The 26,259-nt window shown below is 70.7% G+C and carries 26 protein-coding genes; 13 read left to right on the forward strand and 13 right to left on the reverse strand.

Annotation, left to right across the window (positions count from 1 at the left end; genetic code table 11):
- The first annotated feature begins 23 nt into the window (after positions 1–23).
- Both AC07DI_RS09875 and AC07DI_RS09880 read left to right on the forward strand, forming a co-directional pair.
- Positions 24–218: a DUF3046 domain-containing protein gene (locus tag AC07DI_RS09875; RefSeq protein ID WP_478903485.1), complete on the forward strand. Its 195-nt coding sequence runs from the start codon at positions 24–26 to the stop codon at positions 216–218.
- A gap of 116 nt (positions 219–334) precedes the next feature.
- On the forward strand, positions 335–1,612 hold the full coding sequence (locus AC07DI_RS09880) for an AI-2E family transporter (protein ID WP_478903486.1): 1,278 nt from the start codon (positions 335–337) through the stop codon (positions 1,610–1,612).
- 25 nt (positions 1,613–1,637) lie between these two features.
- On the opposite strand, the gene AC07DI_RS09885 is transcribed toward AC07DI_RS09880, so the two are convergent.
- Entirely contained in the window at positions 1,638–3,590 is a 1,953-nt protein-coding gene (locus AC07DI_RS09885; protein WP_478903488.1) for an SMI1/KNR4 family protein, read from the reverse strand.
- A gap of 270 nt (positions 3,591–3,860) precedes the next feature.
- Here AC07DI_RS09885 and recA point away from each other — a divergent pair, with 270 nt between their 5' ends.
- Positions 3,861–4,982, forward strand: coding sequence for a recombinase RecA (recA, locus tag AC07DI_RS09890; RefSeq protein WP_384260898.1), 1,122 nt, complete (start codon positions 3,861–3,863; stop codon positions 4,980–4,982).
- Between the two features lie 3 nt (positions 4,983–4,985).
- Positions 4,986–5,762 carry a recombination regulator RecX gene (recX, locus tag AC07DI_RS09895; protein WP_478903490.1) on the forward strand — a complete coding sequence of 259 codons (777 nt, stop codon included), beginning with the start codon at positions 4,986–4,988 and terminating at the stop codon, positions 5,760–5,762.
- Positions 5,763–5,899: 137 nt separating this feature from the next.
- Here recX and AC07DI_RS09900 read toward each other — a convergent pair whose 3' ends face one another.
- The 5 genes from AC07DI_RS09900 to AC07DI_RS09920 all read right to left on the reverse strand — a co-directional run bounded on the left by AC07DI_RS09900 (position 5,900) and on the right by AC07DI_RS09920 (position 9,879).
- Positions 5,900–6,673, reverse strand: a complete 774-nt coding sequence (locus AC07DI_RS09900; protein WP_384260893.1) for a polysaccharide deacetylase family protein — start codon at positions 6,671–6,673, stop codon at positions 5,900–5,902.
- Between the two features lie 254 nt (positions 6,674–6,927).
- A complete protein-coding gene (locus AC07DI_RS09905) occupies positions 6,928–7,344 on the reverse strand; it encodes a rhodanese-like domain-containing protein (RefSeq protein WP_478903492.1) in 417 nt (138 codons plus the stop codon).
- 38 nt (positions 7,345–7,382) lie between these two features.
- Positions 7,383–7,922, reverse strand: coding sequence for a cupin domain-containing protein (locus AC07DI_RS09910; RefSeq protein ID WP_478903494.1), 540 nt, complete (start codon positions 7,920–7,922; stop codon positions 7,383–7,385).
- An 80-nt stretch (positions 7,923–8,002) separates the two neighbouring features.
- Entirely contained in the window at positions 8,003–8,215 is a 213-nt protein-coding gene (locus AC07DI_RS09915; protein ID WP_478903496.1) for a putative leader peptide, read from the reverse strand.
- Entirely contained in the window at positions 8,212–9,879 is a 1,668-nt protein-coding gene (locus AC07DI_RS09920; protein ID WP_478903498.1) for an FAD-dependent monooxygenase, read from the reverse strand. Before AC07DI_RS09920 ends, AC07DI_RS09915 begins: the two co-directional genes overlap by 4 nt.
- 517 nt (positions 9,880–10,396) lie before the next feature.
- On the opposite strand from AC07DI_RS09920, the gene AC07DI_RS09925 reads away from it, so the two are divergent.
- Positions 10,397–11,155: a dienelactone hydrolase family protein gene (locus AC07DI_RS09925; RefSeq protein WP_478903500.1), complete on the forward strand. Its 759-nt coding sequence runs from the start codon at positions 10,397–10,399 to the stop codon at positions 11,153–11,155.
- Positions 11,156–11,218: 63 nt separating this feature from the next.
- Here the strand turns inward: AC07DI_RS09925 and AC07DI_RS09930 are convergent, their stop codons facing one another.
- The 4 genes from AC07DI_RS09930 to AC07DI_RS09945 form a co-directional block, all read right to left on the reverse strand.
- Positions 11,219–12,175 (reverse strand): amino acid ABC transporter permease, encoded by a 957-nt coding sequence (locus AC07DI_RS09930; protein WP_384260881.1) that lies wholly within the window; start codon positions 12,173–12,175, stop codon positions 11,219–11,221.
- Positions 12,172–12,819: an amino acid ABC transporter permease gene (locus tag AC07DI_RS09935; RefSeq protein WP_384260879.1), complete on the reverse strand. Its 648-nt coding sequence runs from the start codon at positions 12,817–12,819 to the stop codon at positions 12,172–12,174. The genes AC07DI_RS09930 and AC07DI_RS09935 overlap by 4 nt, the downstream gene beginning before the upstream one ends.
- A gap of 119 nt (positions 12,820–12,938) precedes the next feature.
- Positions 12,939–13,859 carry a glutamate ABC transporter substrate-binding protein gene (locus AC07DI_RS09940; RefSeq protein WP_478903502.1) on the reverse strand — a complete coding sequence of 307 codons (921 nt, stop codon included), beginning with the start codon at positions 13,857–13,859 and terminating at the stop codon, positions 12,939–12,941.
- Positions 13,860–13,905: 46 nt separating this feature from the next.
- Positions 13,906–14,685, reverse strand: a complete 780-nt coding sequence (locus AC07DI_RS09945; RefSeq protein WP_384260874.1) for an amino acid ABC transporter ATP-binding protein — start codon at positions 14,683–14,685, stop codon at positions 13,906–13,908.
- A gap of 286 nt (positions 14,686–14,971) precedes the next feature.
- Here AC07DI_RS09945 and AC07DI_RS09950 point away from each other — a divergent pair, with 286 nt between their 5' ends.
- Positions 14,972–15,661 (forward strand): response regulator transcription factor, encoded by a 690-nt coding sequence (locus AC07DI_RS09950; protein ID WP_384260871.1) that lies wholly within the window; start codon positions 14,972–14,974, stop codon positions 15,659–15,661.
- A 15-nt stretch (positions 15,662–15,676) separates the two neighbouring features.
- Positions 15,677–17,092, forward strand: a complete 1,416-nt coding sequence (locus AC07DI_RS09955) for a sensor histidine kinase (protein WP_478903505.1) — start codon at positions 15,677–15,679, stop codon at positions 17,090–17,092.
- Between the two features lie 12 nt (positions 17,093–17,104).
- Here the strand turns inward: AC07DI_RS09955 and AC07DI_RS09960 are convergent, their stop codons facing one another.
- Complete coding sequence (locus AC07DI_RS09960; RefSeq protein ID WP_384260865.1) at positions 17,105–18,100, reverse strand: TAXI family TRAP transporter solute-binding subunit; 996 nt, start codon at positions 18,098–18,100, stop codon at positions 17,105–17,107.
- A 139-nt stretch (positions 18,101–18,239) separates the two neighbouring features.
- Between AC07DI_RS09960 and miaB the strand changes: the two genes are divergently transcribed.
- Positions 18,240–19,730: a tRNA (N6-isopentenyl adenosine(37)-C2)-methylthiotransferase MiaB gene (gene miaB / locus AC07DI_RS09965; protein ID WP_478903507.1), complete on the forward strand. Its 1,491-nt coding sequence runs from the start codon at positions 18,240–18,242 to the stop codon at positions 19,728–19,730.
- 125 nt (positions 19,731–19,855) lie between these two features.
- A complete protein-coding gene (locus AC07DI_RS09970) occupies positions 19,856–20,602 on the forward strand; it encodes a class III extradiol dioxygenase subunit B-like domain-containing protein (protein WP_478903509.1) in 747 nt (248 codons plus the stop codon).
- A gap of 99 nt (positions 20,603–20,701) precedes the next feature.
- Here the strand turns inward: AC07DI_RS09970 and AC07DI_RS09975 are convergent, their stop codons facing one another.
- On the reverse strand, positions 20,702–20,977 hold the full coding sequence (locus AC07DI_RS09975) for an antitoxin (protein ID WP_478903511.1): 276 nt from the start codon (positions 20,975–20,977) through the stop codon (positions 20,702–20,704).
- Positions 20,978–21,002: 25 nt separating this feature from the next.
- Positions 21,003–21,293 (reverse strand): hypothetical protein, encoded by a 291-nt coding sequence (locus tag AC07DI_RS09980; RefSeq protein WP_478903512.1) that lies wholly within the window; start codon positions 21,291–21,293, stop codon positions 21,003–21,005.
- A 182-nt stretch (positions 21,294–21,475) separates the two neighbouring features.
- Between AC07DI_RS09980 and miaA the strand changes: the two genes are divergently transcribed.
- The 4 genes from miaA (at position 21,476) to AC07DI_RS10000 (ending at position 26,230) form a co-directional block, all read left to right on the forward strand.
- Positions 21,476–22,414, forward strand: coding sequence for a tRNA (adenosine(37)-N6)-dimethylallyltransferase MiaA (miaA, locus tag AC07DI_RS09985; protein WP_478903514.1), 939 nt, complete (start codon positions 21,476–21,478; stop codon positions 22,412–22,414).
- Between the two features lie 106 nt (positions 22,415–22,520).
- Positions 22,521–22,982, forward strand: coding sequence for a hypothetical protein (locus AC07DI_RS09990; RefSeq protein WP_384260948.1), 462 nt, complete (start codon positions 22,521–22,523; stop codon positions 22,980–22,982).
- Positions 22,983–23,061: 79 nt separating this feature from the next.
- Positions 23,062–23,940, forward strand: a complete 879-nt coding sequence (gene dapF, locus AC07DI_RS09995; RefSeq protein WP_478903516.1) for a diaminopimelate epimerase — start codon at positions 23,062–23,064, stop codon at positions 23,938–23,940.
- A gap of 142 nt (positions 23,941–24,082) precedes the next feature.
- Positions 24,083–26,230: a RelA/SpoT family protein gene (locus tag AC07DI_RS10000; protein ID WP_384260848.1), complete on the forward strand. Its 2,148-nt coding sequence runs from the start codon at positions 24,083–24,085 to the stop codon at positions 26,228–26,230.
- Positions 26,231–26,259: the final 29 nt, after the last annotated feature.

The following is a 26,259-nucleotide window of genomic DNA, read 5'->3' on the forward strand; positions in this document are numbered from 1 at the left end:
CTCAGGGGCGTGATACTGGAGGCATGCGGTTGACGGTCTTCTGGCAGCGGATGGCGGCTCACTTCGGTGCGGGGTACGCCGACTCCTTCGCGCGCGATCACGTGATGGCGGAGTTCGGCGGCCGTACGGTCCACGAGGCACTGGACTCGGGGTGGGACGCCAAGGACGTCTGGCGCGCGGTGTGCACCGCCATGGACGTACCGGACGAAAAGCGCTGACCGCGGACGGCTTGTTGTCGCCGTAGTGCCTCCGGTAAGGCCGCACGCGCGCGTGCGGCCGTCCCAAGATGTGAGGGTGGCGGTCAGTTGTCGGCGGCGTGGGCGAGACTGGCTCCGTGGCACCGACAGAAGAGACCGCGCAGGTCACCCAGAACACCGCTCCGTCCGGCACGACGCCGCCCGCACAGCCCCCAGCCGGGGCCGAGGCAGGGCAGGGCGCCCGCATGCCGCGCTGGCTGCCGCGCGCCATGGTGCTCGCTCTCGCCCTCATCGCCTGCTTCCAGCTGGGCAGTTGGGCGTTCCACCAGCTGACCGGGCTGCTGATCAACATCCTGATCGCGTTCTTCCTGGCCCTCGCGGTCGAGCCCGCGGTGAGCTGGATGGCGGGGCGCGGGATGCGCAGGGGCTTCGCCACCTTCCTGGTCTTCTTGGGCGTCGTGATCTTCAGCGCGGGGTTCATCGCGCTGATGGGGTCCATGCTGGCGGGCCAGATCGTGGACATGGTCGAGGATTTCCCTGACTACCTCGACAAGGTCATCAGCTGGATCAACCAGACCTTCCACACGGAGCTCTCCCGCGTCGAGGTCCAGGACAGCCTGGTCCACTCCGACTGGCTCCAGAAGTACGTCCAGAACAGCGCCAGCGGCGTCCTGGATGTCTCCGCGCAGGTCCTCGGCGGCCTGTTCCAGCTCCTGACGATCCTGCTGTTCTCGTTCTACTTCGCGGCCGACGGGCCGCGGCTGCGGCGCGCGCTGTGCTCGGTGCTGCCGCCCGCCAAGCAGGCCGAGGTGCTGCGGGCCTGGGAGATCGCGGTCGACAAGACCGGCGGTTACCTCTACTCGCGCGGCCTGATGGCACTGATCTCCGGCATCGCGCACTACATCCTGCTCCAGGCGCTGGACGTCCCCTACGCGCCCGTGCTCGCCGTGTGGGTGGGCCTGGTCTCCCAGTTCATCCCCACGATCGGCACCTATCTGGCAGGTGCCCTGCCAATGCTGATCGCCTTCACGGTCAACCCCTGGTACTCGCTCTGGGTGCTGATCTTCGTGGTCGTCTACCAGCAGTTCGAGAACTACCTGCTGCAGCCCAAACTCACCGCCAAGAGCGTGGACATCCACCCGGCGGTCGCCTTCGGCTCGGTCATCGCGGGCACGGCGCTCCTCGGCGCGGTGGGCGCCCTCATCGCCATCCCGGCCGTCGCGACCCTGCAGGCGTTCCTCGGGGCGTACGTGAAGAGGTACGACGTCACGGACGACCCCCGGGTGCAAGGGCACAGGCGTCAGGTCGGAGCGCCCCTCATCGCGCGTATGCGGCGCGCGTTGCGCGGGCCGAACAGGCCGGAAGCGCCGCCGACATCGGGCGACGCACGGCCGAAACAGGACGGACACCAGTAGGCGGGCCGGTGGGGCCGTCGACCGGCTACTCCCGCAGTATGTGGAAGGTCGCGTACAGGTCCTCCAGGCCCGGAGGGCGGCTCCACGGGCGGGTGCGGAAGGTGTGGAGGCTTCCGTGCCGGATGGCGAACCGGGGCAGCCGGCAGCCGAACTCGGCCGCGAGGGCCTCCAGGGCGCGACGTTCACCCAGCCGCTCCCCGTACGGCTCCAGCCATTCCCCGTGCGGCTCCAGCCGCTCCCCGTGCGGCGCGTCCCGTGAGTAGAGACCGTCCGGGTCCAGTGCGCCCGGCAGGTGCCCCTGCCGGGCGATCGTGGCCCCTCGGACGGTGAATCCGTACCTCTCTTCGCCGTTCTCGGCCACGGACAGATGGAAGACACCGGGGCGGCGCCCGTCCGAGGGCTCGCTCCACACCGTCACCGCCCGCGTGCCCGCGGAAGCGGCGATCCCCGGGGAGATGAACCGCCGCTCGTCGAACTTCGTGCCCGGCCGCGGCTCGAAGGCGAAGCTCCAACCGGCACCCGCCCGGCCCACGGCGGCGAGCGCGCCCTCCTCCCGCGCCGAGCTGCTCCGGTCCCCGGGAAAGCGTGTGCGCGCCTCCCAGTACTCCATCGGCTCGTTCAGGCCGGTGTCTTCGTCGGCACCGATACGGGCGGGCAGCCCGGTCGGCTCCACCCCCTCCACCAGGAGGAAGCGGTACGCGTCCGGGAAGCTGCCGGAGTCCTCGGCCAGCCATGCCAGGCCCGGCGGGTCCAGGTGGGCCGGGGGCCCCGGGGCGTCGCCCGGCAGGCCCGCGCGGGGCGTGGCCAGCAGTTCCCGGCCGCGGTCGGGGGTGATCAGGGGGCCGAGGAGCGGGTCGGCGAGCAGGCCGACGGGAGCGATGTGGTCGGGCCCGAGCGGCCGCCACTTCGGCAGGGCGGCACACAAGGTGCGCCAGGCGGTGTCCGTCTCGCCCCAGCGTGCCTGCTCCCGCGCTTCGTCCACGGCGCGGCCGAACGGGCCCTCGGCGGTGTAGCGAAAGGTGCCTTCACGCACGCGTGCCAGGGTCTCGTCCACCGCCTCGCGCACCGCGTCGGGAACGCCCCTCAGCAGGTGGGTCGACGATCCGTCGCCCCGGTGGCGCCTGCGGCGCTCGGCCTCCAGTACGGCAAGGACCTCCGGCGCGTACAACGGGTCGCCCGTGAGCCCGTGGAAGTACACCATGCAGGTCTCCCCGAGCAGTCGGCAGATCTGGTCGCGCAGGCCCGTCGCCCGGGGCCTGCCGTACGCGACCGCCTCGGCCAGGGCCGCCGAGGCCTGTTCGTACCGTCCGCCCAGCGCGTCCAGCCGGGCGGCCTCGACGGCCGCGTCCTGCGCCCGCGTCGTCGCGTTGACGAACCGCCTCCCCGCCCGCTCCGAGCGGTCCACCTGCAGAAGGTGGAACTCCCGGTACATCGCCTCCATGAACGCGCCGAACGACGCGTACCGTTCCGGCGGGCTCGCGCGCCACGACGCGTAGCTGTACACGGCCCACTCGCCGGAGTCGCCCACGTCACCCGGGTCGAGGAGGACGTGGACGGCGTCCGACTCCACGTCCAGCTGCAGCGACCGCTCCCACATCCCGGCGAGCAGCTCCTCCTCGGGCGTGGAGTCCTCGTCGAGCTCTCCGGGGAAGAACTCGGACAGCCCCGCCTCGTCCTCGTGCCACCGGACCTGGTCGGTGCCCGCGAGCAGCCAGACGAAGCCGCCCGCGTGCCGCCAGCCGTCGCTGACCGCCAGGAACGTCCGGTACGAGGGCGGCAGCCGGAGGCCGAGCCGCTGCTCCAGGGCCAGGATCTTCTCCTCGGACGCGGGCGGGAACGCCAGTCGGCGCGTATTCGGAGGTTCGTCGTCCCGCCGAGCGCTCGCCCCGTCCTCGGTGAGGTCGGAGACCTGCGCGTCCGCCCACTCCCGGCTCCAGCGCGCCAGGAAGGACCGCCAGTCGTCGATCATGTCCGTCATGGCAGGCGATGCTGTCAGCCGCCACTGACAACGCCCTGACGCCTGCCGCGTGCCATGCTTGACACTGAAATCGAACATCCATTCTCATGGGGAGTCCGGCGGTGATTTTCCGGGGGTTGCGCGGAGGATGCCCGGGACGCTTCAGAGGATTCCGGTGCGGGATGATCTTGAGTTATCCACAGGTGGGACGGGCGTCGAGGCGGATTGTCAGTGGCAGGCGTTAGCGTCTTTGACGTGAAGCGATCGACTCAAGCAAATCGGGTGGAACCCATGGCAGGAACCGACCGCGAGAAGGCGCTCGACGCCGCGCTCGCACAGATTGAACGACAATTCGGCAAGGGCGCAGTGATGCGCATGGGCGAGCGGCCGAACGAGCCCATCGAGGTCATCCCCACCGGGTCGACCGCGCTCGACGTCGCGCTCGGCGTCGGCGGCATCCCGCGCGGCCGCGTGGTGGAGGTGTACGGCCCGGAGTCCTCCGGTAAGACGACCCTCACGCTGCACGCCGTGGCCAACGCTCAGCGGGCGGGCGGCGCGGTGGCCTTCGTGGACGCGGAGCACGCCCTCGACCCCGAGTACGCGAAGAAGCTCGGCGTCGACATCGACAACCTCATCCTGTCCCAGCCGGACAACGGCGAGCAGGCCCTCGAGATCGTCGACATGCTGGTCCGTTCCGGCGCCCTCGACCTCATCGTCATCGACTCCGTCGCCGCCCTGGTGCCGCGCGCGGAGATCGAGGGTGAGATGGGCGACTCGCACGTGGGTCTCCAGGCCCGCCTGATGAGCCAGGCGCTCCGGAAGATCACCAGCGCGCTCAACCAGTCCAAGACCACCGCGATCTTCATCAACCAGCTCCGCGAGAAGATCGGCGTGATGTTCGGCTCGCCCGAGACCACGACCGGTGGCCGGGCGCTGAAGTTCTACGCCTCGGTGCGCATGGACATCCGCCGCATCGAGACCCTCAAGGACGGCACGGACGCGGTCGGCAACCGCACCCGCGTCAAGGTCGTCAAGAACAAGGTCGCGCCCCCCTTCAAGCAGGCGGAGTTCGACATCCTCTACGGCCAGGGCATCAGCCGCGAGGGCGGCCTGATCGACATGGGTGTCGAGCACGGCTTCGTTCGCAAGGCCGGCGCCTGGTACACGTACGAGGGCGACCAGCTCGGCCAGGGCAAGGAGAACGCCCGCAACTTCCTGAAGGACAACCCCGACCTCGCCAACGAGATCGAGAGGAAGATCAAGGAGAAGCTGGGCGTCGGTGTGAAGCCCGAGGCCCCGGCCGACGAGCCGGTCGCGGACGTGGTGGCCGCGGTTCCGGCCGACGACGCCAAGGCGGTGCCCGCGCCGGCGGCGAAGGTCACCAAGTCCAAGGCCACGGCGGCCAAGAGCTAGCCCGTGACACGGCGAACCGACTGGGCGGACCACACCGCCCCCGAAAACCGCACCGGCCCCGCCGGGCGGGGCCACGGGGACGGTGCGGATCAGGACGGCACAGGCCGGGACGACAGCCACGGCGGCTTCGGCGGCGATGGCGACGGCTTCCGGGACGGTGGCCGCAAGGACGGTGACGGTAGAAGCCGTGGGCGCCGACGACGGCGTGGCGGTTTCGACGGCCACCAGGACAGCGGTTCCCCTTCCTCGTCGAGGGCCGAGAAGGGGGAGCCGCCCACGGGGGACCCGGCTGAGCGGGCGCGGGCGATCTGTCTGCGCCTGCTCACCGGCACCCCGCGTACGCGCAAGCAGCTCGCGGACGCGTTGCGCAAGCGGGAGATCCCCGATGACGTGGCGGAAGAGGTGCTCTCCCGCTTCGAAGAGGTCGGTCTGATCAACGACAGCGCCTTCGCGGACGCCTGGGTGGAGTCCCGGCACCACGGCCGGGGCCTGGCCCGCCGTGCGCTCGCGCGGGAACTGCGTACCAAGGGCGTGGACTCCACGCTGATCGACGAGGCCGTGGGGCAGCTCGAACCGGAGCAGGAGGAGGCGACCGCGCGTGAGCTGGTCGCCCGCAAGCTCCGCTCCACGCGAGGCCTCGACCGCGACAAGCGGCTGCGCCGCCTCGCGGGCATGCTCGCCCGCAAGGGCTACGGGGAGGGCATGGCGCTCAGAGTGGTCCGACAGGCCCTGGAGGAAGAGGGCGAGGATACCGAGGACTTGGGGTACGGGGCGTTCTGAGCGGGCCGCCCCCACGGGGGTGGGGCGGCAACCAGAGCGATTCCCTGTACTTCAACCCGCGCTCCGCAGGGCGGGGTTCCCCCTCCCTGCGGAGCCGCTGGGCCCGGCTGCCACGGACCACCCGCGCGCTGCTGCGCTCAGCGCACCGGGAAGCCGAAGGTGTAGCCCTGCTCCTTGAGCCGGGGGAGGATCCGGCGCAGGGCCTCGACGGTCTGGGTGCGGTCGCCACCCGCGTCGTGGAAGAGGAGCGTCGGGCCGTTGGACAGCTCCCGCTCGACGGTGGCGACGATGGCGTCCGTGCCCGGCCGCTCGAAGTCCTTGGTGTCCACGTTCCAGCCCAGCGGGCGCATGCCCCGGGAGGCGGCGAGCTTGCGGCTGTAGGGGGTGAAAGCGCCGCCGGGCGCCCGGTAGTACATCGGCCGTACGCCACCGGACGCCTTGGTGATCATGCGTTCGGCGTCGAGTATCTGCTTGGACTGGTAGTCCTGGGAGTCCTTGTCCATGGCGGTGTTGTGGGACACCGTGTGGTCGCACAGCCGGTGTCCGGCCGCGACGACCTTCTTCACGACGTCGGGGTGGGCCTGCGCCTGCGTTCCCACCATGCAGAACGTGGCCTTCACCCCGTGCTCCCGCAGCAGGTCGAGCATCTGGGGAGTCCACTTGGGGTCGGGGCCGTCGTCTATGGTGATGTTGATGCCGCGCTTCCCCTTCTCCGAGGCGTGCACAATGGTCGCATCGACGGGCTTGACGTTCTTGGCCGGTCCGGCCGGCGCGGTCGCCTCCGGCGGCGCGTCCTCCGCGGAACCGGCCTGCGCGGTCCACACCGAGGCGCCGGTGGCGAGCATCGTCACCCCGAGCGCCGCTCCGATCACCTTGCCGTACCAGCCACGCCCGCCGCCGTGCCGTGCCATGTCCGCCCCTTTTCACGCAGTTCTTCGCCAATCCCCCTGGTCGCTCGCGACCAACTGGTTGGACGAGGCACGGCGGCCCAGGGATGCGTCTGTTACCGATCACGGACAATTCCGGGAGAGTTTGCGGACATCTCCGCGCGGACAGCGGCCGGAAACACCGATGACTGTGACTCAGCGGGCCGGCACAGCCCGCCGATTGGGCGGTAAGGGGCAGTCGGCCATGGCAGACGCCCCTTACCGAGCCACAGACGCGTTCAGGAGCGGAATTCGACCGTCAGGACCGGCAGTCCCGCCGCCCGCCATGCCTGGAAGCCGCCGACGAGGTCGGTGGCGTGGCGCAGCCCCAACTGCCGCAAGGACGCAGCCGCGAGACTGGACGCGTACCCCTCGTTACAGACCACGACGACGCGCAGGTCGTGGCCGGTGGCCTCCCGGGCACGATGGCTTCCCTGCGGGTCGAGGCGCCACTCCAGCTCGTTGCGTTCGACGACGAGCGCCCCGGGGATCAGCCCGTCGCGCTCCCGCAGCGTCGCATAGCGGATGTCGACCAGGAGGCCCCCACCCTCGACGGTCTCGTAAGCCTCCTCCGGAGTGAGCCGGTCGAGGCCGAGCCGTACGCGTTCCAGCAACTCGTCTATACCGATGGGGCGTTCGCCGGCGTGTGTGTCCACTGGTCCGTCAGTCCGTTCCTCGACTCGTCCTCGATCGCTCACTGCCAGTCCTCGGGACGCTCCACGGACTCCAGGCGGAGCACGGCGCCGGTACGGCCGTACCGGCGGATCCGCGGCAGGGGCGGGTAGTAGGCGTGCACGGACACGGCATGCTCGCTCAGCGACTCGTTCAGTACCTCGTGCACGTGGTTGGTGCCGAAGGCGCGGCCCTCACCGGCCGTCAGTTCCCGCTCGCGGTCGACGCCGTCGGAGAGCTCCAGGGTCTTCCAGCCGTCGGTGGGCAGCCGCGCCGCGAGCGAGTACTCCTTGAGGGTGCCCGTCGCGATGAGGAAGGCGCCGACCGACTCGGCGTGGTCGTGCCAGCCGGTGCCGGTGCCGGGCGGCCAGCCGATCAGCCACGCCTCGCTGCCGCCGGGGCCCTGCAGCCGCACCCAGGTGCGGCCCTCGGGATCGAGCGGCAGGGAGGCGATGAGGTCGGGGTCGGCCGCTGTGCGGCGGACGAAGGCGAGGAGTTCGGCCGCGGTGGGCGCGGAGGACCGCGCGGACGCGGGCGCGGCGGCGGAAGGGACAACAGACACGGGTACCGTCCTGGTGGTTCGCGGAAAAGCGCGCGAGACGGCCCGGAACGGGTGCTCAGCGCGCGAAGGAGAAGGCGAAATCAACAGGACGGGTGACACACGCAGCCTGCGTAGCGGACGAGGTCCATGTGGACCCTCCGCCACAGGCGCACATCGGTGTCGGTCACGTTCCGGAGTAGACCACGGGGCTGAGGGCCGGTCAACCTCGGCCCAGCATGCGGTCGAATGACCCTCGGAACCAGGCGGACGGGCCCTTCGAACGCGAGAAGCGGGCCCCACCCCCGCCCCCTCACCTCCGAGGCCGCACCGTCTCCGCCGCGCTCTCCCCCTGCTCCTCCTGATCCGCTTGGTCGGCCCGGTCCGCTTGCCCTGCCTCGCCCCCGCCTCCCGCCGGCGCGGGGCCGCCCAGCGCCGCCTCGGCCGCCGCGTACAGCTCGGCCGGGCGCACCCCCGAGAGCGCGGTGACCAGGTGCCCGTCGGGCCGTACGAGCAGCACCGAGTGGGCGGCGGCCCCCGGGTAGCTCTCGGCGACGAGCAGCTCCGCGGGGTGCGGCAGCGCCGTGACGGCGGCGGCGAGCCGCGGCATGATTCCGGCCGTCACCCAGTGCCGCCGCTCCCACACCACGGTGCCCGGCGCGACGAGGACGACGAGCAGATGTTTGAGCCCGAGGCGGTCCCGCAACTGGACGATGGAGCCGTCGGGCGCCGTCACCCGTACGTCGACGACCGGCTCACCGGGTTCCGTGCCCACCGCCGTGACGGACTCCGAAGGGGCGGGCGCCAGCGGCGACTCGGCGTACGACGGGGGCGCGCCGATCCGGCCGCGCCCCACGTGACCGTCGGTGAGGAGCGTGTCGTGCCCGCGTGCGGTCCCCGGCGCATACGAGCGCAGACCCTTGCCGCCGCGCAGCACGGGCAACGCCTGGTCGGCGGCGCGCAGCCGCGCGGCCACGCCGGCCCGCCGCTCGACCTGGTAACTGTCGAGCAGTGCTTCGCGCGGCCCGTGGTGCCAGGCGAGCCCGAGCTTCCAGGCGAGGTTGTCGGCGTCCCGCAGGCCCTCGTCGAGCCCCTGTGCACCGAGCGCGCCGAGCAGATGCGCGGCGTCCCCGGCGAGGAATGCGCGGCCGACCCGCCACCGTCGGGCGAGCCGGTGGTGGACGATGTGCACTCCGGTGTCGAGCAGTTCGTACGGTGGTGTGGACCCCCCGCACCAGCCCGCGAGCGTCTCCCGGATGCGTACGACGAGGGCGTCGGGCGTCACCAGCTCACCGCGCGGCGGCAGCAGCCAGTCGAGCCGCCACACCCCGTCGGCGAGCGGGCGGCCCGTCACCTCGGCGCCGCCGCCGCGCCACGGAGGCATCCGATGCAACAACGCCTGACGGGGCCAGGGAAGTTCCGTGCGCAGCGAGGCCACGGCGTGTCGTTCGACGGCCGTACGTCCTGGGAAGCGGACGTCGAGGAGTTTGCGCACCGTGGAGCGGGAGCCGTCACAGCCCACCAGGTAACTGCCGCGCCACCAGGTGCCCTTGGGGTCGCGGGTGTGTGCGGTCAGACCTGTGGAGTCCTGTTCCAGCGAGTCGAGCTTGCTCTCCACCGCGATCTTGACGAGTCGCTCGGTGGCGATGGCCTCGCGCAGCGCTCCGGTCAGTACGTGCTGCGGCACATGCAGCGGGGCGCGGGTCCCGTCGCCGAAGTCGAGCTCCTGCGTCAACTGCTTGCGCCGTACGGAACGCCAGCCGGCCCACCGCGCACCCGACTCCACGTCACCGAAGGAGCGGCCCGCGAGCCGCTCCACGAACGCGGCGGTGTCCTCGCGGAGCACGACGGTCCGCGCGGGCCGCTGCTCGTCCTTGCCGGGACCCTCGTCGAGGACGACGGTGGGTACCGAATGGCGGGCGAGGGCGAGGGCGAGCGCCAGTCCTACGGGACCCGCGCCGACGACGATCACCGGGTCCACGGCGCACACCCTCCGGCCCGGCGGACTCCGAGGGTCCGGGCTGCCCGGATGCGCTGGACGTACGTACAGAAACTGGCAGTTGGAGCCCGGTGCACGATCACAGAACGTATGCAACCCATTGCTTGTGCCCGCGTCAAGCGACGGCGGCCCCGGCCTGAGCACCGCCGTCACCACCATGTCTGATCGTCCCACCAATCGCGGCCCTGCCCGCGTGGGACGCCGTGAGGGCGCCGCCCGGCGTCTGACGTGGTCCGATGGGATGACGAAGGCGGGCTCCCTGTAGGGGGTGCGGGTGCGAATCAACTCCGTGATCCGTTGGGGGAGTTCTATGAGCGACCGGGGTTGATCATCGCTGTTACGGTTCCTACCGGGTTCGACCGGTACCTGATGTGCAGGTGCCCTCGCACCGGCGCCAGGTCTGCCCGTGACCGTAGGTCACCACCGGGTCGTTCTCCGCTCTGTTCCGGCCTGGAGAGAGGTCGCGTACTTGCATCGTTCCGAGGAAGGACCATCCGCCATGTCCGTCACGCTCACCAAGACGCTGCAGATTCCCACCGCCGACGGCGAGGCCGACGGCTTCGCCGCCTTCCCCGATGACGGTGGGCAGTACCCGGGGGTGCTGCTGTACAGCGACGCCTTCGGAGTGCGGCCCGTTCTGGAGCGGATGGCCCGCGAGCTGGCCGGGCACGGGTACTACGTGCTCGTCCCCAACATCTACTATCGGCGGGGCCCGGCCCCCGTCACCGAACTCCCCGACCACATAGGCGAAGAGGTCAGGTCCGACATCATCGGCCGACTGATGCCGTTGGTCGAGGAACACACCACCGAACGCGTTCTGCGTGACGCCGACGCGTACCTCGGGTTCCTCGCCACCCGGCCCGAGACGTGCGCGGGGCTGGTCGGCGTGATCGGCTACTGCATCGGCGGCGCCCTGGCGATGCGCACCGCGACGGCCCACCCCGGGCAGGTGGCCGCCCTCGCCGCGTTCCATCCCGGCTTCGTGGTCACCGACGCGCCCGACAGCCCGCACCGCCTCGTGCCCGAGCTGACCGCCCAGGTCCACATCGGCCTCGCCGAACACGACCTGTCGCCCGAGGCTCTCAGCGAGCTTCAGAGGGCGCTGGACGCCTCGGGGGTCGACTACACCTGCGAGACCTACTCCGGCGCCGTCCACGGCTTCACCATGGCCGACACGGACGCCTTCAGCCCGGCCGCGCTGCGGCGTCACTGGGACCGCCTGCTTGCCCTCCTCGGGCGCACCCTGACCAAAGAGTGAGGCAGCGGCCCACGGCCACTGCCTCACCTGACTCCGTGGACCCGGTTCCGGCCCGGCGCGCCGCTACTTCACCTTGGCGGGCGGCGCGTCGGGGCCGTCAGGGCCGCCGGGTCCGTCGAGCGGCTCGGTCGGGTCGAGAACGCCGGGTGCCTCGGCCGGTTCGGCGGCCGCCGCCACGACGATGCCCGTCTTCGCGCGGCGCCCGCGCTTCTCGACCCAGGTGGCGAGCCCGGAGAGCGCCATGCACATCGCCACGTAGATCGTGCCGACGACCATGATCACCGGAACGTAGATGTACTGGCCGTTGACGAGCGTGGTGTTGGCCAGTTGCCGCGCCGCGTACAGCAGCTCCGCGTACGTGATGATGTAGCCGAGCGACGTGTCCTTCAGCGTGACCACCAGCTGGCTGATGATCGTGGGCAGCATGGACCTGACCGCCTGCGGCAGCAGGAGCATCGTCATGACCTGGGACTTGCGCAGCCCCAGCGCGTAAGCCGCCTCCACCTGACCGCGTGGCACAGCGTTGAATCCGGCCCGCAGCACCTCTGCCTGCACCGCGCCGTTGTAGACGGCCAGACCGATGACCAGGGCCCAGAAGCCGTTGTTGGCGCCGACGGAGCCGAGGTCGCTCTTGTAGGTCAGGAAGAGCACCCACAGGGCGTAGATCGTGATCAGCAGCGGGATGGCGCGGAACAGTTCGATGAAACCGGTGGCCAGCCAGCGCACCGGACGGTGGTCCGAGGCACGGGCGACCGCGAGCAGCGCGCCGAGCACCAGGGAAAGCACCCCGGCGAGGGCGAAGACCTTCAGCGTGGTGACGATGCCGTCGCGGATGATCGTCCGCACGTTGGAGTAGTTGAAGGTCTTCCAGACCGCGGAGTCGAAGTGGCCGCGGTCGGAGAGACGCATGATCACGACGACGGCGAGGCCGATGATGGCCGCCGTGCCGATGACGGAGTAGATGCGGTTGCGCATCCGGGCCTTGGGGCCCGGGGCGTCGTACAGGACGCTGGAGCTCATCGTGCGACCTCCAGGCTCCGTTCGAGCAGCCGGAACAGGCCACTGATGGTGAATGTGATGATGAGGTAGCCGAGCGCCACCCAGAGGAACAGCCAGGCGATGGCGAAGCCCTGGTCGCTGAGGGTCTTCTGCCAGCCGAAGAGTTCCGTGACGCTGAACGCGCCCGCGATGGCGGAGTTCTTCGTCAGCGCGATGAAGATGCTGCTCAGCGGCGGAAGTACGGTGCGCACCGCCTGGGGCAGGATGATCGTCCCGAGCGTCTGGAAGAACGTCATCCCCAGTGAACGGGCGGCCTCCGCCTGACCGAGGGGGACGGTGTTGATGCCGGACCGGACAGCCTCGCAGACGAACGACGAGGTGTAGATGCTGAGCACCATCAGCGCCTTGGTCCACGGGTCGAAGCCGAAGTCGAAGACCTGCGGCACCGCGAACCAGATGGTGAGGAAGAGCAGCGTCAGCGGGGTGTTCCGGAACAGGGTGACCCAAGCGGCGCCGAAGAACCGCAGCGGCGGCACGGGCGAGACGCGGAAGCCGGCGAGCGCGACGCCGAGGAGCAGCGCGAGCACGCCACTGGCCACGGTCAGCCAGATCGTGCCTATGAATCCCTCGCGGAATTCCGCCATATGGTCGAGCAGTACATTCACGGGGATGTCCTCGTGGGCGGCAGTGGTCGGGCAGGGGAGCCGGCCCCGTAGGCACCGCCTGGGTGCCTACGGGGGGCCGGTCAGCTCACTGCCGGGGAGTGGAGCGGGCGAGCAGCGGGTCAGTAGCGCTCGAGGGCCGGCGGCTCGGTGAACTTGGAGCCCGACCGGCCGAGCGTCGCGTCGTACGCCTTCTTGTAGTCGCCGTTCTTCTGGTGCGCCTCGACGGCGTCCGCGACCGCGTTCCGCAGGGCCTTGTCGTTCTTGTTCATGCCGATGCCGTAGGGCTCCTTGGTGAACGGCTTGCCGACCACCTTCAGCGCCTTCGGCTGCTGTGCCGCGTAGCCCTTGAGGATGGCGTCGTCGGTGGTGACGGCGTCGACCTCCTTGTTGATGAGCTGCTGCACGCACTCCGAGTACTTCGCCAGCTCGACGGTCTTGGCGCCGTACTTCGACTTCTTGATCTCCTGGAGGGGAGTGGAGCCGACGATCGAGCAGACCTTCTTGCCCTTCACGGAGTCCGGCCCCGTGATGCTCTTCTCGTCGTGGCGGACGAGCAGGTCGGCACCGGCCATGAAGTAGGGCCCGGCGAAGCCGACCTGCTTCTTGCGCTCGTCGTTGATCGTGTACGTGCCTACGTAGAGGTCGACGTCACCCTTGGAGATGGTGGTCTCACGGACACCGGAGTCGATCGTCTTGAACTCGATCTGCTCGGGCTTGAACCCGAGGTCGGCCGCGACCATCTTGGCGATCTCGATGTCGAAGCCGGAGCGCTTGCCCGCGCTGTCCTTGAAGCCCAGGTACGGCTGGTCGTCCTTGGCGCCGATGACGATCTTGCCGGCCTTCTGGGCCTTCTTCAGGACGTCGGAGTCGACCTTGACGCCGGACTTCACGGTGTACGTGGGCAGCTTGGGCGCGTTCTTCCCGCCGGCCGGGTCCTTCGGCTTGTCACCGGCCGTCCCCTCCTCGCCACCACAGGCGGTGGCGGTCAGGGCGAGAGCGGCGACAACGGCGGCTGCGGCGGCGGACTTGCGGAACTTCATCGTGAACATCCTCTGTTTCGACTGGAGTTGAGACGGCGTGGAAGCCTCAGTGCTTAAGGATCTTCGAGAGGAAGTCCTTGGCCCGGTCGCTGCGCGGGTTGCTGAAGAACTGGTCCGGCACGGCCTCTTCGACGATCCGCCCGTCCGACATGAAGACGACGCGGTTGGCCGCGGAGCGGGCGAAGCCCATCTCGTGGGTGACGACGATCATCGTCATCCCGTCCCGGGCGAGCTGCTGCATCACCTCGAGGACCTCATTGATCATCTCCGGGTCGAGCGCCGATGTGGGCTCGTCGAAGAGCATCACCTTGGGGTCCATCGCCAACGCCCGCGCGATGGCGACGCGTTGCTGCTGACCGCCGGAGAGCTGTGCGGGGTACTTGTCGGCCTGGGAGGCGACGCCCACGCGGTCGAGCAGGGCGCGCGCCTTCGTCTCCGCCTCCGCCTTGCCGGTTTTGCGCACCTTGGTCTGGCCCAACGTCACGTTCTCGAGCACGGTCTTGTGCGCGAAAAGGTTGAAGGACTGGAAGACCATGCCCACGTCGGCGCGGAGGCGGGCCAGCTCCTTGCCCTCCTGGGGCAGCGGCTTGCCGTCGATCGAGATGTCTCCCGAGTCGACCGTCTCCAGGCGGTTGATGGTGCGGCACAGGGTCGACTTGCCGGACCCGGAGGGGCCGATCACGACGACGACCTCGCCGCGGGCGATGGTCAGGTCGATGTCCTGGAGGACGTGCAGAGCGCCGAAGTGCTTGTTGACGTTCTTCAGCACGACCAGGTCGTCGGCCCCAGACGGTATGGCGTCCTTGGTCACCGATACTTCGGTCACGGCTTGTTGCTCCATCCTCCTCGGTTGGGAGGACAGTAATAACCCAGTGCGACCAGCGTCATTACATCTGAGGGGAAATTGAGCATAACGATCCGGCCGCAACCGGACACACCGTGTGAAGAGGGTCCACGATGTGCGTACCGGGTGGGTAACGGAACGTGCCGACGCCCTGAACCCTCTTGACGAGGTCCTTATCCATCGGCGTGGATGCCTTGGTGCGCCGCGCGAGTACGCGACCACCATTACCGGCCACAGCACAACGACCGATGAACTGGAGGGGGCCCGTATGAGACTGCTTCTTGTAGAGGACGACGATCACGTGGCCGCCGCCCTGTCCGCGGTCCTGGCCAGGCACGGATTCGACGTCGTGCACGCCCGCAGCGGCGCGGAGGCGTTGCAGGCGCTGCTGCCCGCCGAATCGGCCCCCTTCGGAGTGGTGCTTCTCGACCTGGGCCTGCCCGACCAGGACGGTTACGAGGTGTGCGGCAAGATCCGCAAGCGCGGCTCGACGCCGGTGATCATGGTGACGGCGCGCGCGGACGTACGCTCCCGCATCCACGGCCTCAACCTCGGAGCCGACGACTACGTAGTGAAGCCGTACGACACCGGGGAGCTCATCGCCCGCATCCACGCCGTCATCCGGCGGCCCGCGCCGGGCGACGCGGTGACGCCCGGCGACAGCAGACTCCGGCTCGGTTCCGTGCACATCGAACTGCCCACCCGGCAGGTCAGCGTGGACGGCGCGGTCGTCCAGCTGACCCGCAAGGAGTTCGACCTGCTCGCCCTCCTCGCCCAGCGCCCCGGAGTGGTGTTCCGCCGGGAACAGATCATCAGCGAAGTGTGGCGCACCAGTTGGGAAGGGACCGGCCGCACGCTCGAAGTGCACGTGGCGTCCCTGCGTTCCAAACTGCACATGCCGGCCCTGATCGAGACCGTGCGCGGCGTCGGCTACCGCCTCGTCGCCCCGGCCGCGTAGCCCGGGCCAGGACAGGTGCGCTCCCGCCTCCTCCCGCTGCTGATCATCCTGATGGCGGGCGTCCTGCTCGCGCTCGGCTTCCCGCTAGCCGTCAGCGTCGCGGCGGCCCAGCAGCAGAAGGTGGTCGTCGACCGGATCGACGACACGGCGCGCTTCGCCTCGCTCGCGCAGTTCGTCACCAAACGCCCCGCGGGCTCACGGGTGGAGGGCAGCAGCGACGAGCGCCGCGAGACGCTCCAGAAGGAACTCGACGACTACTTCGACGTCTACGGCATCCGCGCGGGTGTCTTCTACCGCGACGGCGGGCCCATGGCCAACGCTCCGAGCAACTGGTTCCTGCCACGGCGCGGGGACGTGCGGGGCGCCTTCGAGGAGGCGCTCCGCTCGCGCGGCAGCCACGATCCCGAGCAGGTGTGGCCGTGGCAACGCGGGCGGCTCGCCGTCGCGTCCCCGGTGATCAAGGACGGCGACGTCATCGCCGTCGTCGTCACGGACTCACCGACCGGGCGCATGCGTTCGGCGACACTGCACGGCTGGCTGCTCATCGGCGCGGGAGAGGCGGCGGCCATGCTCCTGGCGGTCGGCGCGGCCCTGCGGCTCACCGGCTGGGTGCTGCGCCCGGTGCGCGTCCTGGACGCGACCACGCACGACATAGCGACCGGGCGCCTCAAGTCCCGTGTCGCGGCGGCGGGCGGGCCGCCGGAACTCAGACGCCTGGCCCGGTCGTTCAACGAGATGGCCGACCACGTCGAGGACGTCCTCGAGCAGCAGCGCGCCTTCGTCGCCGACGCCTCCCACCAACTGCGCAACCCCCTCTCGGCCCTGCTGCTGCGCATCGAGCTCCTCGCCCTCGAACTGCCCGAGGGCAACGAAGAGATCGCCTCGGTCCGCACGGAGGGCAAGCGCCTTGCCCAGGTGCTCGACGACCTGCTCGACCTCGCCCTCGCCGAGCACGCCGCGGCCGACCTGAGCCTCACCGACATCGGCGAACTGGCCGCCGAGCGCGTCGCCTCCTGGCGGCCGCTCGCCGCCGAGCGCGGCGTGCGGCTGACCGGCGACTGCCCCGCCACCACCGGCTGGGCCGACCCGATCGCCCTCTCCAGCGCACTGGACGCGGTGATCGACAACGCCTTGAAGTTCACGCCCGAGGCCGGGCTCGTCCATGTCGCGGTCTCCTCCAGTGACGCGACGACGACCGTGGTGGTCACCGACGGCGGCCCCGGCCTCACCGAGGACGAGCTCGCGCGCGTCGGCGACCGCTTCTGGCGCAGCAACCGGCATCAGAACGTGCAGGGCTCGGGGCTCGGTCTGTCCATCTCGCGGGCCCTGCTCGCGGCGGGCGGCGGCTCCATCGCATACGCCCGTCATGAACCGCACGGCCTGAGGGTGACGGTCAGCGTCCCGCGCAGCGGGCCCTCGGCGCCGGTGTGAGACGGCAGCGGTTCAGGGCTTCACCGAGCGGTAGTAGCGGCGCGCGCCGTCGTGCAGCGGGAGCGGGTCGGTGAACAGGGCGGTGCGCAGATCCACCAGCTGGGCCGCGTGCACCTGATCACCGATGTGGTCGCGGCTGTCGATGACGGTGCGGGTCAGCCTCTCGGTCAGCTCGGGATCGGCCCGGTCCGTGGTGACCAGGAGGTTCGCCACGGCGAGCGTCGGTACGGCGGAGCCCCGCTGGGCCAGGGGATAGGCGTCGGCCGGCATCGTCGCGGCCCGGTAGTAGCGCGAACCACCACCCTGCTTGTGCAACGCGTCGACCAGGTATCCGAGCTTCACGAGCTTGATGTCCATCTCTTCGGAGAGCTCCCGCACCGAAGTGGTCGGGAGCCCGCCCGACCAGAAGAAGGCATCGATGGAGCCGCTCTTCAGGAGCCCGGGCATGGTGTCGATCCCGGCGGCCACCGGCTTCACGTCCGCGACCGGATCGAGGCCCGCGGCGCTGAGCACCCGGTCGGCTATCAGCCGCACCCCCGAATGTTCCTGCCCCACCGCCACGCGCTTGTTCCGCAGCTCTTCGACGGTGTCGATGTCCGAGGACCGGGGCACCACGAGCTGGACGTAGTCGTCGTACAGCCGCGTACAGCCACGCAGGCGGTACCAGCCGGGTGCGCCGTCGAGGCGGTACGTCTCCACGGCGTCGGCGGCCGCGATGGTGAAGTCGGACTTCCCTGTGGCCACCCGCGCGACGTTCTGCTGCGAGCCCTCGCTGTTGAGGAGCTCGACGTCGACCTTCGGCATGTCCCGCGAGATCTCCGTCCGCAGGAGCTTGCCGTACCGCTCGTACACACCCTTCTCGACGCCCGTACTGAACGTCATCCGCCCGCTCGGGGAGTCCTCTCCCACGGGCAGCAGCCACCACAGCAGCAGGCCGAACACCACGAGCGCCGCGGCCGAACCCTGGAGGGCGCGGCGCCTGCCGATGTGGGGGAGTGCCTTGAGCATGCGCGCGATCCTGCCAGCCCGTTCACCGTGCTGACCAGGGGTGAGACCACACTGTGCCGCCCCGGGCCCCGCTCGCCTGCTGCCCCGGTCGCCATCCGCGGCCACGCGCGCGTGGCGACCCCGTACCCTGGGGGGCGAGATGAGCGCGAAGACTTACGAGGTGCGCACCTACGGGTGCCAGATGAACGTCCATGACTCCGAGCGGCTCTCCGGCCTGCTGGAGGACGCCGGTTACGAGCGTGCGCCCGAAGGGGCGGACGGCGATGCCGACGTCGTCGTCTTCAACACGTGCGCCGTGCGCGAGAACGCCGACAACCGTCTGTACGGCAATCTCGGGCGCCTGGCGCCGATGAAGACCAAGCGTCCGGGGATGCAGATCGCCGTCGGTGGCTGTCTGGCCCAGAAGGACCGCGACACCATCGTCAAGAGGGCGCCCTGGGTGGACGTCGTCTTCGGCACGCACAACATCGGCAAGCTGCCCGTCCTCCTGGAGCGCGCCCGCGTCCAGGAAGAGGCACAGGTCGAGATCGCCGAGTCCCTCGAGGCCTTCCCCTCGACGCTGCCGACCCGTCGCGAGAGCGCGTACGCGGCCTGGGTCTCCATCTCGGTCGGCTGCAACAACACGTGCACCTTCTGCATCGTGCCCGCGCTGCGCGGCAAGGAGAAGGACCGCAGGACCGGCGACATCCTCGCGGAGATCGAGGCGCTGGTCGGCGAGGGCGTCAGCGAGATCACGCTCCTCGGACAGAACGTGAACGCGTATGGCTCGGACATCGGCGACCGCGAGGCCTTCAGCAAGCTGCTGCGCGCCTGCGGAAAGATCGAGGGCCTGGAGCGTGTCCGCTTCACCTCCCCGCACCCGCGCGACTTCACCGACGACGTGATCGCCGCCATGGCCGAGACGCCGAACGTGATGCCGCAGCTCCACATGCCGCTGCAGTCCGGCTCGGACACGATCCTCAAGGCGATGCGCCGCTCGTACCGGCAGGACCGCTTCCTGGGGATCATCGAGAAGGTCCGCGCGGCCATGCCCGACGCGGCGATCTCCACCGACATCATCGTGGGCTTCCCCGGCGAGACCGAGGAGGACTTCGAGCAGACGATGCACGTGGTCCGCGAGGCCCGCTTCGGGAGCGCCTTCACCTTCCAGTACTCCAAGCGCCCCGGGACGCCCGCGGCGACCATGGAGGGGCAGATCCCCAAGGAGGTCGTCCAGTCGCGGTACGAGCGGCTGGTGGCCCTCCAGGAGGAGATCTCCTGGGAGGAGAACAAGAAGCAGGTCGGCCGCACTCTGGACCTGATGGTGGCCGAGGGCGAGGGCCGCAAGGACGGCGCCACGCACCGCCTCTCCGGCCGCGCCCCCGACAACCGGCTGGTCCACTTCACCAAGCCGGACACCGAGGTGCGACCCGGTGACGTCGTGACCGTGGAGATCACCTACGCCGCGCCGCACCACCTGCTGGCCGAGGGCGCCGTACTGAACGTGCGCCCCACGCGCGCGGGTGACGCCTGGGAGAAACGGAACACCGAGGCGGCCGCGAAGCCCACGGGCGTGATGCTGGGCCTGCCGAAGATCGGCGCTCCGGAGCCGCTCCCGGCGGCAGCGGGCAGCGGCTGCGGCTGCGACTGACCGCACAGCCGGTGGGACCACGGGGGCGGGCGCAAGGCCCGCACCGGGGCGGGATCCGGAATCGAGGCTCACCGGGGCGGGGATCGGAAACGATCGGCCGACAGGGGCGCGTTACGCTGCGGATCATGCTTGTCGCCGCTGCCGTCTGCCCCTGTCCGCCGCTGCTCGTCCCCGAGGTCGCCGCGGGCGCCGGTCCTGAACTGGACGCCGCGCGCGCGGCCTGCTCGGACGCCATCGGGGTGCTCGCCGCCGCACGGCCCGACCGCCTCGTCGTGGTCGGCCCCGCCGAGCAGAGCGGCCGCGGGCCGCACCCCCAGGGCGCACGCGGATCCTTCCGCGGCTTCGGGGTGGACCTCGACGTACACCTTGGTCCCGTGCCGGCGCGGGAGGCCTCCCGACCCGGCACGGCGCCGGACGCCGCCCCTCAGCGTCCGCTGCCGCCGTCCCTCGCGGTGGCCGGATGGCTGCTCGGGCAGACGCGGTGGTCGACCGCCCCGGTGGAAGGTCTCGGAGTGGGGGAACCACTTCCCGCCGAGCGGTGTATTCACGTCGGAGGGGAGATCGGGGCACGCGCGGACCGCGTGGCACTGCTGGTGATGGGCGACTCCAGCGCGTGCCGCACGCTCAAGGCCCCGGGGTACCTGGACGAGCGGGCGGCCGACTTCGACGCGGAGGTCGGACGTGCCCTCGGCGCAGCCGATGTGGCGGCGCTGAAGGCGCTGGACGCGGGCCTCGCGTACGAACTGAAGGCGGCGGGCCGCGCCCCGTGGCAGGTGCTGGCAGGCGCGGCGGAGGGCGCGTCGCTGAGCGGCGAGCTTCTCTACGAGGACGCGCCGTACGGCGTGGGCTATGTGGTGGCCGCCTGGTCGTAGCCCGGGACGCCGGGCGGACCGGCCACTTCCGGCGAACCGGCCGGGACGGACGGTGGCGGCCGCGAAGCGGTGTGCTCCGCGGCCGTCCGCCGCTGTGGTTCAGGAAGCCGGAGGGGGTGGTGGGGGCGACGGAGGGGTGGCGCTGCCGCCCGGGTTCTTGCCCTCGTCCGCCCCTGCGAGGCGGTCGACCGCGTCCTTCGCCTTTCCCGTGCCCGCCTGGATCTTGTCGCTGTACTTGCCCTTGGTCTTCTCGTCGACGACCTTCGCGGCCTTCTCCAGGCCCCGGTCGATCTTGTCCCCGTGCTGCTGCGCGAGGTCCGAGACCTTGTCCTTGGCAGGGGCGAGCTTGGCTTTCAGTTGGTCCAGGAAGCCCATGGGTACACCTTCCCTCGCTGGGGAGCTACTTCCGGGCGCCCTCACCGGCCTCGCTGTCGGCGGCGGCCTCGGCGGACTGCTGCTTCGGGATCTCCACGCCCTCCGCGGCGGCCGCGTCAGCGGGCTCCGCGGACTTCTCCTCGGCGGCACCCTCGGCGTCCGTGCCGGCCTCGGCAGCGGGCTTCGTATCGGTGCCGGCCTCGGGAAGGCCCTCGGCCTCCTCGGGCTCGGCCGTCAGCGCGGCGGCAGCTGCCTCGGTCGTTGACGCCTCTTCGCCGTCCTTGGCCTTCCGACGGAACCGTGCAAAAACGCCCATATCTACTCCATACGTTACTCGTGTGGGCGAAATCCCGCCCCGCCCGGTGCGTCTCATTGCGGCGCACAGGTGATCGGTCCTCGAAACCGGCGGCCGGAACCTCGCAACAGGCAACGACCCCGAAGCCGTGCCGTCACGTAGCTCGTTCGGGAAGAGGGCCCCGCGTTTGCGAGACTGGGGCGGTGAGTAGTGCAGCCCCCGCCCCGCGGGTCATCGCCGTCGTCGGTCCGACCGCGGCAGGAAAGTCCGATCTGGGCGTTTTCCTCGCCCAGTCCCTCGGCGGCGAAATCGTCAACGCCGACTCCATGCAGCTGTACCGGGGGATGGACATCGGTACCGCCAAGCTGACGCCCGAGGAGCGTGGCGGCGTCCCGCACCACCTCCTCGACATCTGGGACGTCACGGAGGCGGCCAGCGTCGCCGAGTATCAGAAACTGGCCCGCGCCGAGATCGACCGCCTCCTCGCCGAGGGGCGCTGGCCGATCCTGGTCGGCGGCTCCGGACTGTACGTCCGGGGGGCCGTGGACCGCCTGGAATTCCCCGGCACCGACCCGGCCGTCCGCGCCCGCCTGGAGGAGGAGCTCGCGCTGCGCGGATCCGGTGCGCTGCACGCCCGCCTGGCCGCCGCCGACCCAGGAGCGGCGCAGGCGATCCTGCCCAGCAACGGCCGCCGGATCGTCCGCGCCCTGGAGGTCATCGAGATCACCGGCAAGCCCTTCACTGCCAACCTCCCCGGCCACGACTCGGTGTACGACACCCTCCAGATCGGCGTCGACGTGGCACGTCCCGAACTCGACGAACGCATCGCCACGCGCGTGGACCGCATGTGGGAGGGGGGCCTGGTCGACGAGGTGCGTGCACTGGAGGCGCAGGGGCTGCGCGAAGGGCGCACGGCTTCACGCGCGCTCGGCTACCAGCAGGTGCTCGCGGCGCTCGCGGGGGAGTGCACACAGGACGAGGCGCGCGCCGAGACGGTACGCGCCACCAAGCGCTTCGCGCGCCGTCAGGACTCGTGGTTCCGCCGCGATCCGCGGGTGAGCTGGCTCAGTGGTGCCGAGGCCGACCGAGGGGAACTCCGGGCACGCGCACTGGCGTTGGTCGAACGACCGGTCACAGCCTGATCACGTGATGGCATCGGGACGCTCCGGCGGTCATCCCGGTGCCTGACGCCGTGCCATCATCGACCATCGATCGACCGGTGGAGTCCGAAGTGGAGGGCGCGTGGCGATGGAGGCCGGCCCTCGTGACACCGCACATGGCGGCGAAGAGCAACTGAGTCCCGACGGTCCCGACGAGACCCCGGGCAGTGTGAGCGACGACGGTCCCGGCGCGGACGGGATGACGGCGCAGGCCGAGGTCGAGGTCGAGCTGCGCCCACAGCGCCGCCTGCGCATCTGGCAGCTCGCGCCCATCGTGATCCTGGCCGCGGTCGGTTCGCTGATGTTCGCCTTCCCGCTCGCCTTCGAATTCGGCGACGGCGGCGCGGTGGTCGCCATGCTAGGTCTGCTGATCAGCTGCTGCGCCGCAGGCTGGGGCATGATGGCCGCCCGCCGCGTGGGGCACACCTGGCCGGGGCTGCCCGAGCGCGGCTCCGGTCGCCGCCCGGACTGGCGGGTCGTCTCCGCGTACGCCTTGACGTTCCTGGGCGCCGTGGTCCTCGCCGTGTGGCGCGTGGCCAGACTCCGCTGAGGTCGGAAAACCTCTGCGGTCCGCCTTCCCGGCCGCACTCCGTGAACCGAGTGTCGTACCCACCCCGTACGATCGAGGAATGAGCACGCGGATCGCCTTCCTCAAGGGGCACGGGACCGAGAACGACTTCGTGATCATCCCCGACCCCGACAACGCCATCGAGCTGCCTCCGGCCGCCGTGGCCGCTCTGTGCGACCGCCGCGCGGGCATCGGTGGCGACGGCCTCCTCCATGTCGTACGCTCCGCCGCCCACCCCGAGGCGCGCCATCTGGCGGAGCGGGCCGAGTGGTTCATGGACTACCGCAACGGCGACGGATCGGTCGCGGAGATGTGCGGCAACGGCGTGCGCGTCTTCGCCCGCTACCTACAGCGTGCGGGGCATGTCGGCGAGGGCGACCTGGCGGTGGCCACCCGGGGCGGCGTGAAGACCGTGCACATCGCCAAGGCCGAGTCCGGCGGCGAGATCACCGTGGGGATGGGCAAGGCGCTGCTCCTTGAGGGCGACGTCACCGTCTCGGTCGGCGACCGCCGATGGCCCGCGCGCAACGTCAGCATGGGCAATCCGCACGCGGTCGCCTTCGTGGACGACTTCTCCGAAGCCGGCAGCCTCTACGACCCGCCGCCCTTCAGCCCGGCCGCCGCCTACCCGCACGGGGTGAACGTCGAATTCGTCGTCCCCCGCGGCCCCCACCACGTCGCCATGCGCGTGCACGAGCGCGGCGCGGGCGAGACCCGCTCCTGCGGCACGGGCGCGTGCGCCGTCGCCGTGGCGGCGGCCCGCAGGGACGGCGTGGACCCTGCTGTGACCGGGACCCCCGTCACCTACGCCGTCGACCTGCCCGGCGGACGCCTGACGATCACCGAGCGGCCCGACGGCGAGATCGAGATGACGGGCGGCGCGGTGATCGTCGCCGAGGGCGCGGTCGCGTCCGAATGGCTCGAAACGGTACTCCCATGAACTGTCGCTCGAATGGGTGATCCGTTTCACGCTCGGCGAGAGGCGGTCAGCGCCGCGTGATGGGCTCGGTAGCATCAAGCACCGGCCCGGACGGAGTATGCCGTCGTCCGCTCACCGCCGGTCGAAGCAGCCGGAGGTGCCCATGAGTGCGGAGGCCACGAACCCAGCCACGCCCGGCCCCGCGACGCCCGGGGTCCAGCGCAGGCGCGGCCGCGCCCGCCTCGACCTGCGCAGGCTCGGCCGTGCGGCCCTGCTCGGATCCGGCACCCGGGACCGGCTCCCGGACGCGATCGGCCACGTCGCCGAGGCCCACAGGGCCCACTACCAGGACGCCGACCTGGAGCCGCTGCGCCGCGCGTACGTACTGGCCGAGTCCTCCCACCGCGGTCAGATGCGCAAAAGCGGCGAGCCGTACATCACGCACCCGCTCGCGGTGACCCTGATCCTCGCCCAGCTCGGCGCCGAGACCACGACCCTGACCGCGTCCCTGCTCCACGACACCGTCGAGGACACGGACGTCACCCTCGACCAGGTGCGGGCCGAGTTCGGCGACGACGTCTGCTATCTGGTCGACGGCGTCACCAAGCTGGAGAAGGTCGACTACGGAGCGGCGGCCGAGCCCGAGACCTTCCGTAAGATGCTCGTCGCCACCGGCAACGACGTACGCGTCATGTCGATCAAGCTCGCCGACCGGCTGCACAACATGCGCACCCTCGGTGTCATGCGGCCCGAGAAACAGGCCCGCATCGCCAAGGTGACCCGGGACGTGCTCATTCCGCTCGCCGAGCGCCTCGGTGTGCAGGCGCTCAAGACCGAACTGGAGGATCTCGTCTTCGCGATCCTCCATCCGGAGGAGTGCGCCCGGGTCAAGGCCATGGTCGCCGCCAACGCGGAGAGCGCGGACGACCCGCTGGGCGCCATCGCGGACGACGTACGCGGCGTGCTGCGGGACGCGGGCATCGCCGGCGAGGTCCTCATCAGGCCGCGGCACTACGTCTCCGTCCACCGCGTGCACCGCAAGCGCGGCGAACTCCGCGCGTCCGACTTCGGCCGGCTCCTCGTGCTCGTCAACGAGGACGCGGACTGCTACGGAGTCCTCGGGGAACTGCACACCTGCTTCACTCCGGTCGTCTCGGAGTTCAAGGACTTCATCGCCGTACCGAAGTTCAACCTCTACCAGTCGCTCCACACGGCCGTGACCCGCTCCGACGGCGAAGTCGCCGAAGTACTCATCCGCACGCATCAGATGCACCAGGTCGCCGAGGCGGGCGTGGTCGCACTGCGCAACCCCTACGCTCCTCCTTCGGAGGAGCCGTCCGACGGCGCCGACGACGAGCGGGTGGATCCAACGAGGCCCGGCTGGCTCTCCCGGCTCCTCGACTGGCAGCAGGCCGCCCCGGACCCGGACACATTCTGGTCGACGCTGCGGGAAGACCTCGCCCAGGACCGCGAGATCGCCGTCTTCCGGCCCGACGGCGGCACACTCGGCCTGCCGGCGGGCGCCAGCTGCGTGGACGCCGCCTACGCCCAGTACGGCGAGGACGCGCACGCCTGCATCGGAGCACGCGTCAACGGCCGCCTCGCGACGCTCAGCACGGTCCTGCGGGACGGTGACACGGTCCAGTTGCTCATGGGCCAGGACCTGACCTCCGGTCCCTCGCGCGAGTGGCTGGACCACGCCCGCACGCCCGCCGCGCGCATCGCCATCCGGCGCTGGCTCACCACCCACCCGGCGCCCGCGGCGCCCGTGCCGACGCCGGCCGCACAGCGCCCGCCCCAGCAGGCATCGGCGCCCGTACCGAAACCGGAACCCTCCGCAGCGGCACGGCCCGCCGCGGCGAACGCCGTCGTGGACCGCGAGGGTGCGAGCGTCCGCCTCGCGGGGTGCTGTACGCCGGTGCCGCCCGACGACGTCACCGCTTTCGCCGTGCGCGGCGGTGTCGTGACCGTCCACCGGGTCGGCTGTCCCGCCGTGGCGCGGATGAAGGAGGTCGGGCGCCCCGAGGTCGGCGTGCACTGGGGGGACACCGCCGAGTGCCGGGTCACCTTGATCGCTGAATCGTTCGGCCGGGCCCATCTGCTCGCCGACCTCACCGAAGCGATCGCCCTCGAAGGGGTGGCGATCATCTCGGCCACCGTGGAGCCGCCGAGCCAACAGCGAGTGCGCCATACGTACACGCTGCAACTCCCGGACGCGGCGCACCTGCCAGGGCTGATGCGGGCGATGCGCGCGGTGCCCGGGGTGTACGACGTGAACCGCGCCCAGCATCCGGCGGCCGCCGCGCACTGACGAGGGTGCCCCGGCCCACTTCGTACGCG

The organism is Streptomyces sp. NPDC044106 (genome assembly GCF_056433985.1).

Excerpts from the sequence above, each read along its gene's own strand:
- AC07DI_RS09960 (WP_384260865.1), bottom strand. The coding sequence starts at position 18,100 with ATGCTCAAGGCACTCCCCCACATCGGCAGGCGCCGCGCCCTCCAGGGT.
- AC07DI_RS10000 (WP_384260848.1), top strand. The coding sequence starts at position 24,083 with ATGAGTGCGGAGGCCACGAACCCAGCCACGCCCGGCCCCGCGACGCCC.
- AC07DI_RS09975 (WP_478903511.1), bottom strand. The coding sequence starts at position 20,977 with ATGGGCTTCCTGGACCAACTGAAAGCCAAGCTCGCCCCTGCCAAGGAC.
- AC07DI_RS09950 (WP_384260871.1), top strand. The coding sequence starts at position 14,972 with ATGAGACTGCTTCTTGTAGAGGACGACGATCACGTGGCCGCCGCCCTG.
- miaB (WP_478903507.1), top strand. The coding sequence starts at position 18,240 with ATGAGCGCGAAGACTTACGAGGTGCGCACCTACGGGTGCCAGATGAAC.
- AC07DI_RS09885 (WP_478903488.1), bottom strand. The coding sequence starts at position 3,590 with ATGACGGACATGATCGACGACTGGCGGTCCTTCCTGGCGCGCTGGAGC.
- AC07DI_RS09990 (WP_384260948.1), top strand. The coding sequence starts at position 22,521 with ATGGAGGCCGGCCCTCGTGACACCGCACATGGCGGCGAAGAGCAACTG.
- AC07DI_RS09980 (WP_478903512.1), bottom strand. The coding sequence starts at position 21,293 with ATGGGCGTTTTTGCACGGTTCCGTCGGAAGGCCAAGGACGGCGAAGAG.
- recA (WP_384260898.1), top strand. The coding sequence starts at position 3,861 with ATGGCAGGAACCGACCGCGAGAAGGCGCTCGACGCCGCGCTCGCACAG.
- AC07DI_RS09900 (WP_384260893.1), bottom strand. The coding sequence starts at position 6,673 with ATGGCACGGCACGGCGGCGGGCGTGGCTGGTACGGCAAGGTGATCGGA.
- AC07DI_RS09875 (WP_478903485.1), top strand. The coding sequence starts at position 24 with ATGCGGTTGACGGTCTTCTGGCAGCGGATGGCGGCTCACTTCGGTGCG.
- dapF (WP_478903516.1), top strand. The coding sequence starts at position 23,062 with ATGAGCACGCGGATCGCCTTCCTCAAGGGGCACGGGACCGAGAACGAC.
- AC07DI_RS09970 (WP_478903509.1), top strand. The coding sequence starts at position 19,856 with ATGCTTGTCGCCGCTGCCGTCTGCCCCTGTCCGCCGCTGCTCGTCCCC.
- AC07DI_RS09930 (WP_384260881.1), bottom strand. The coding sequence starts at position 12,175 with ATGAGCTCCAGCGTCCTGTACGACGCCCCGGGCCCCAAGGCCCGGATG.
- AC07DI_RS09925 (WP_478903500.1), top strand. The coding sequence starts at position 10,397 with ATGTCCGTCACGCTCACCAAGACGCTGCAGATTCCCACCGCCGACGGC.
- AC07DI_RS09940 (WP_478903502.1), bottom strand. The coding sequence starts at position 13,859 with ATGAAGTTCCGCAAGTCCGCCGCCGCAGCCGCCGTTGTCGCCGCTCTC.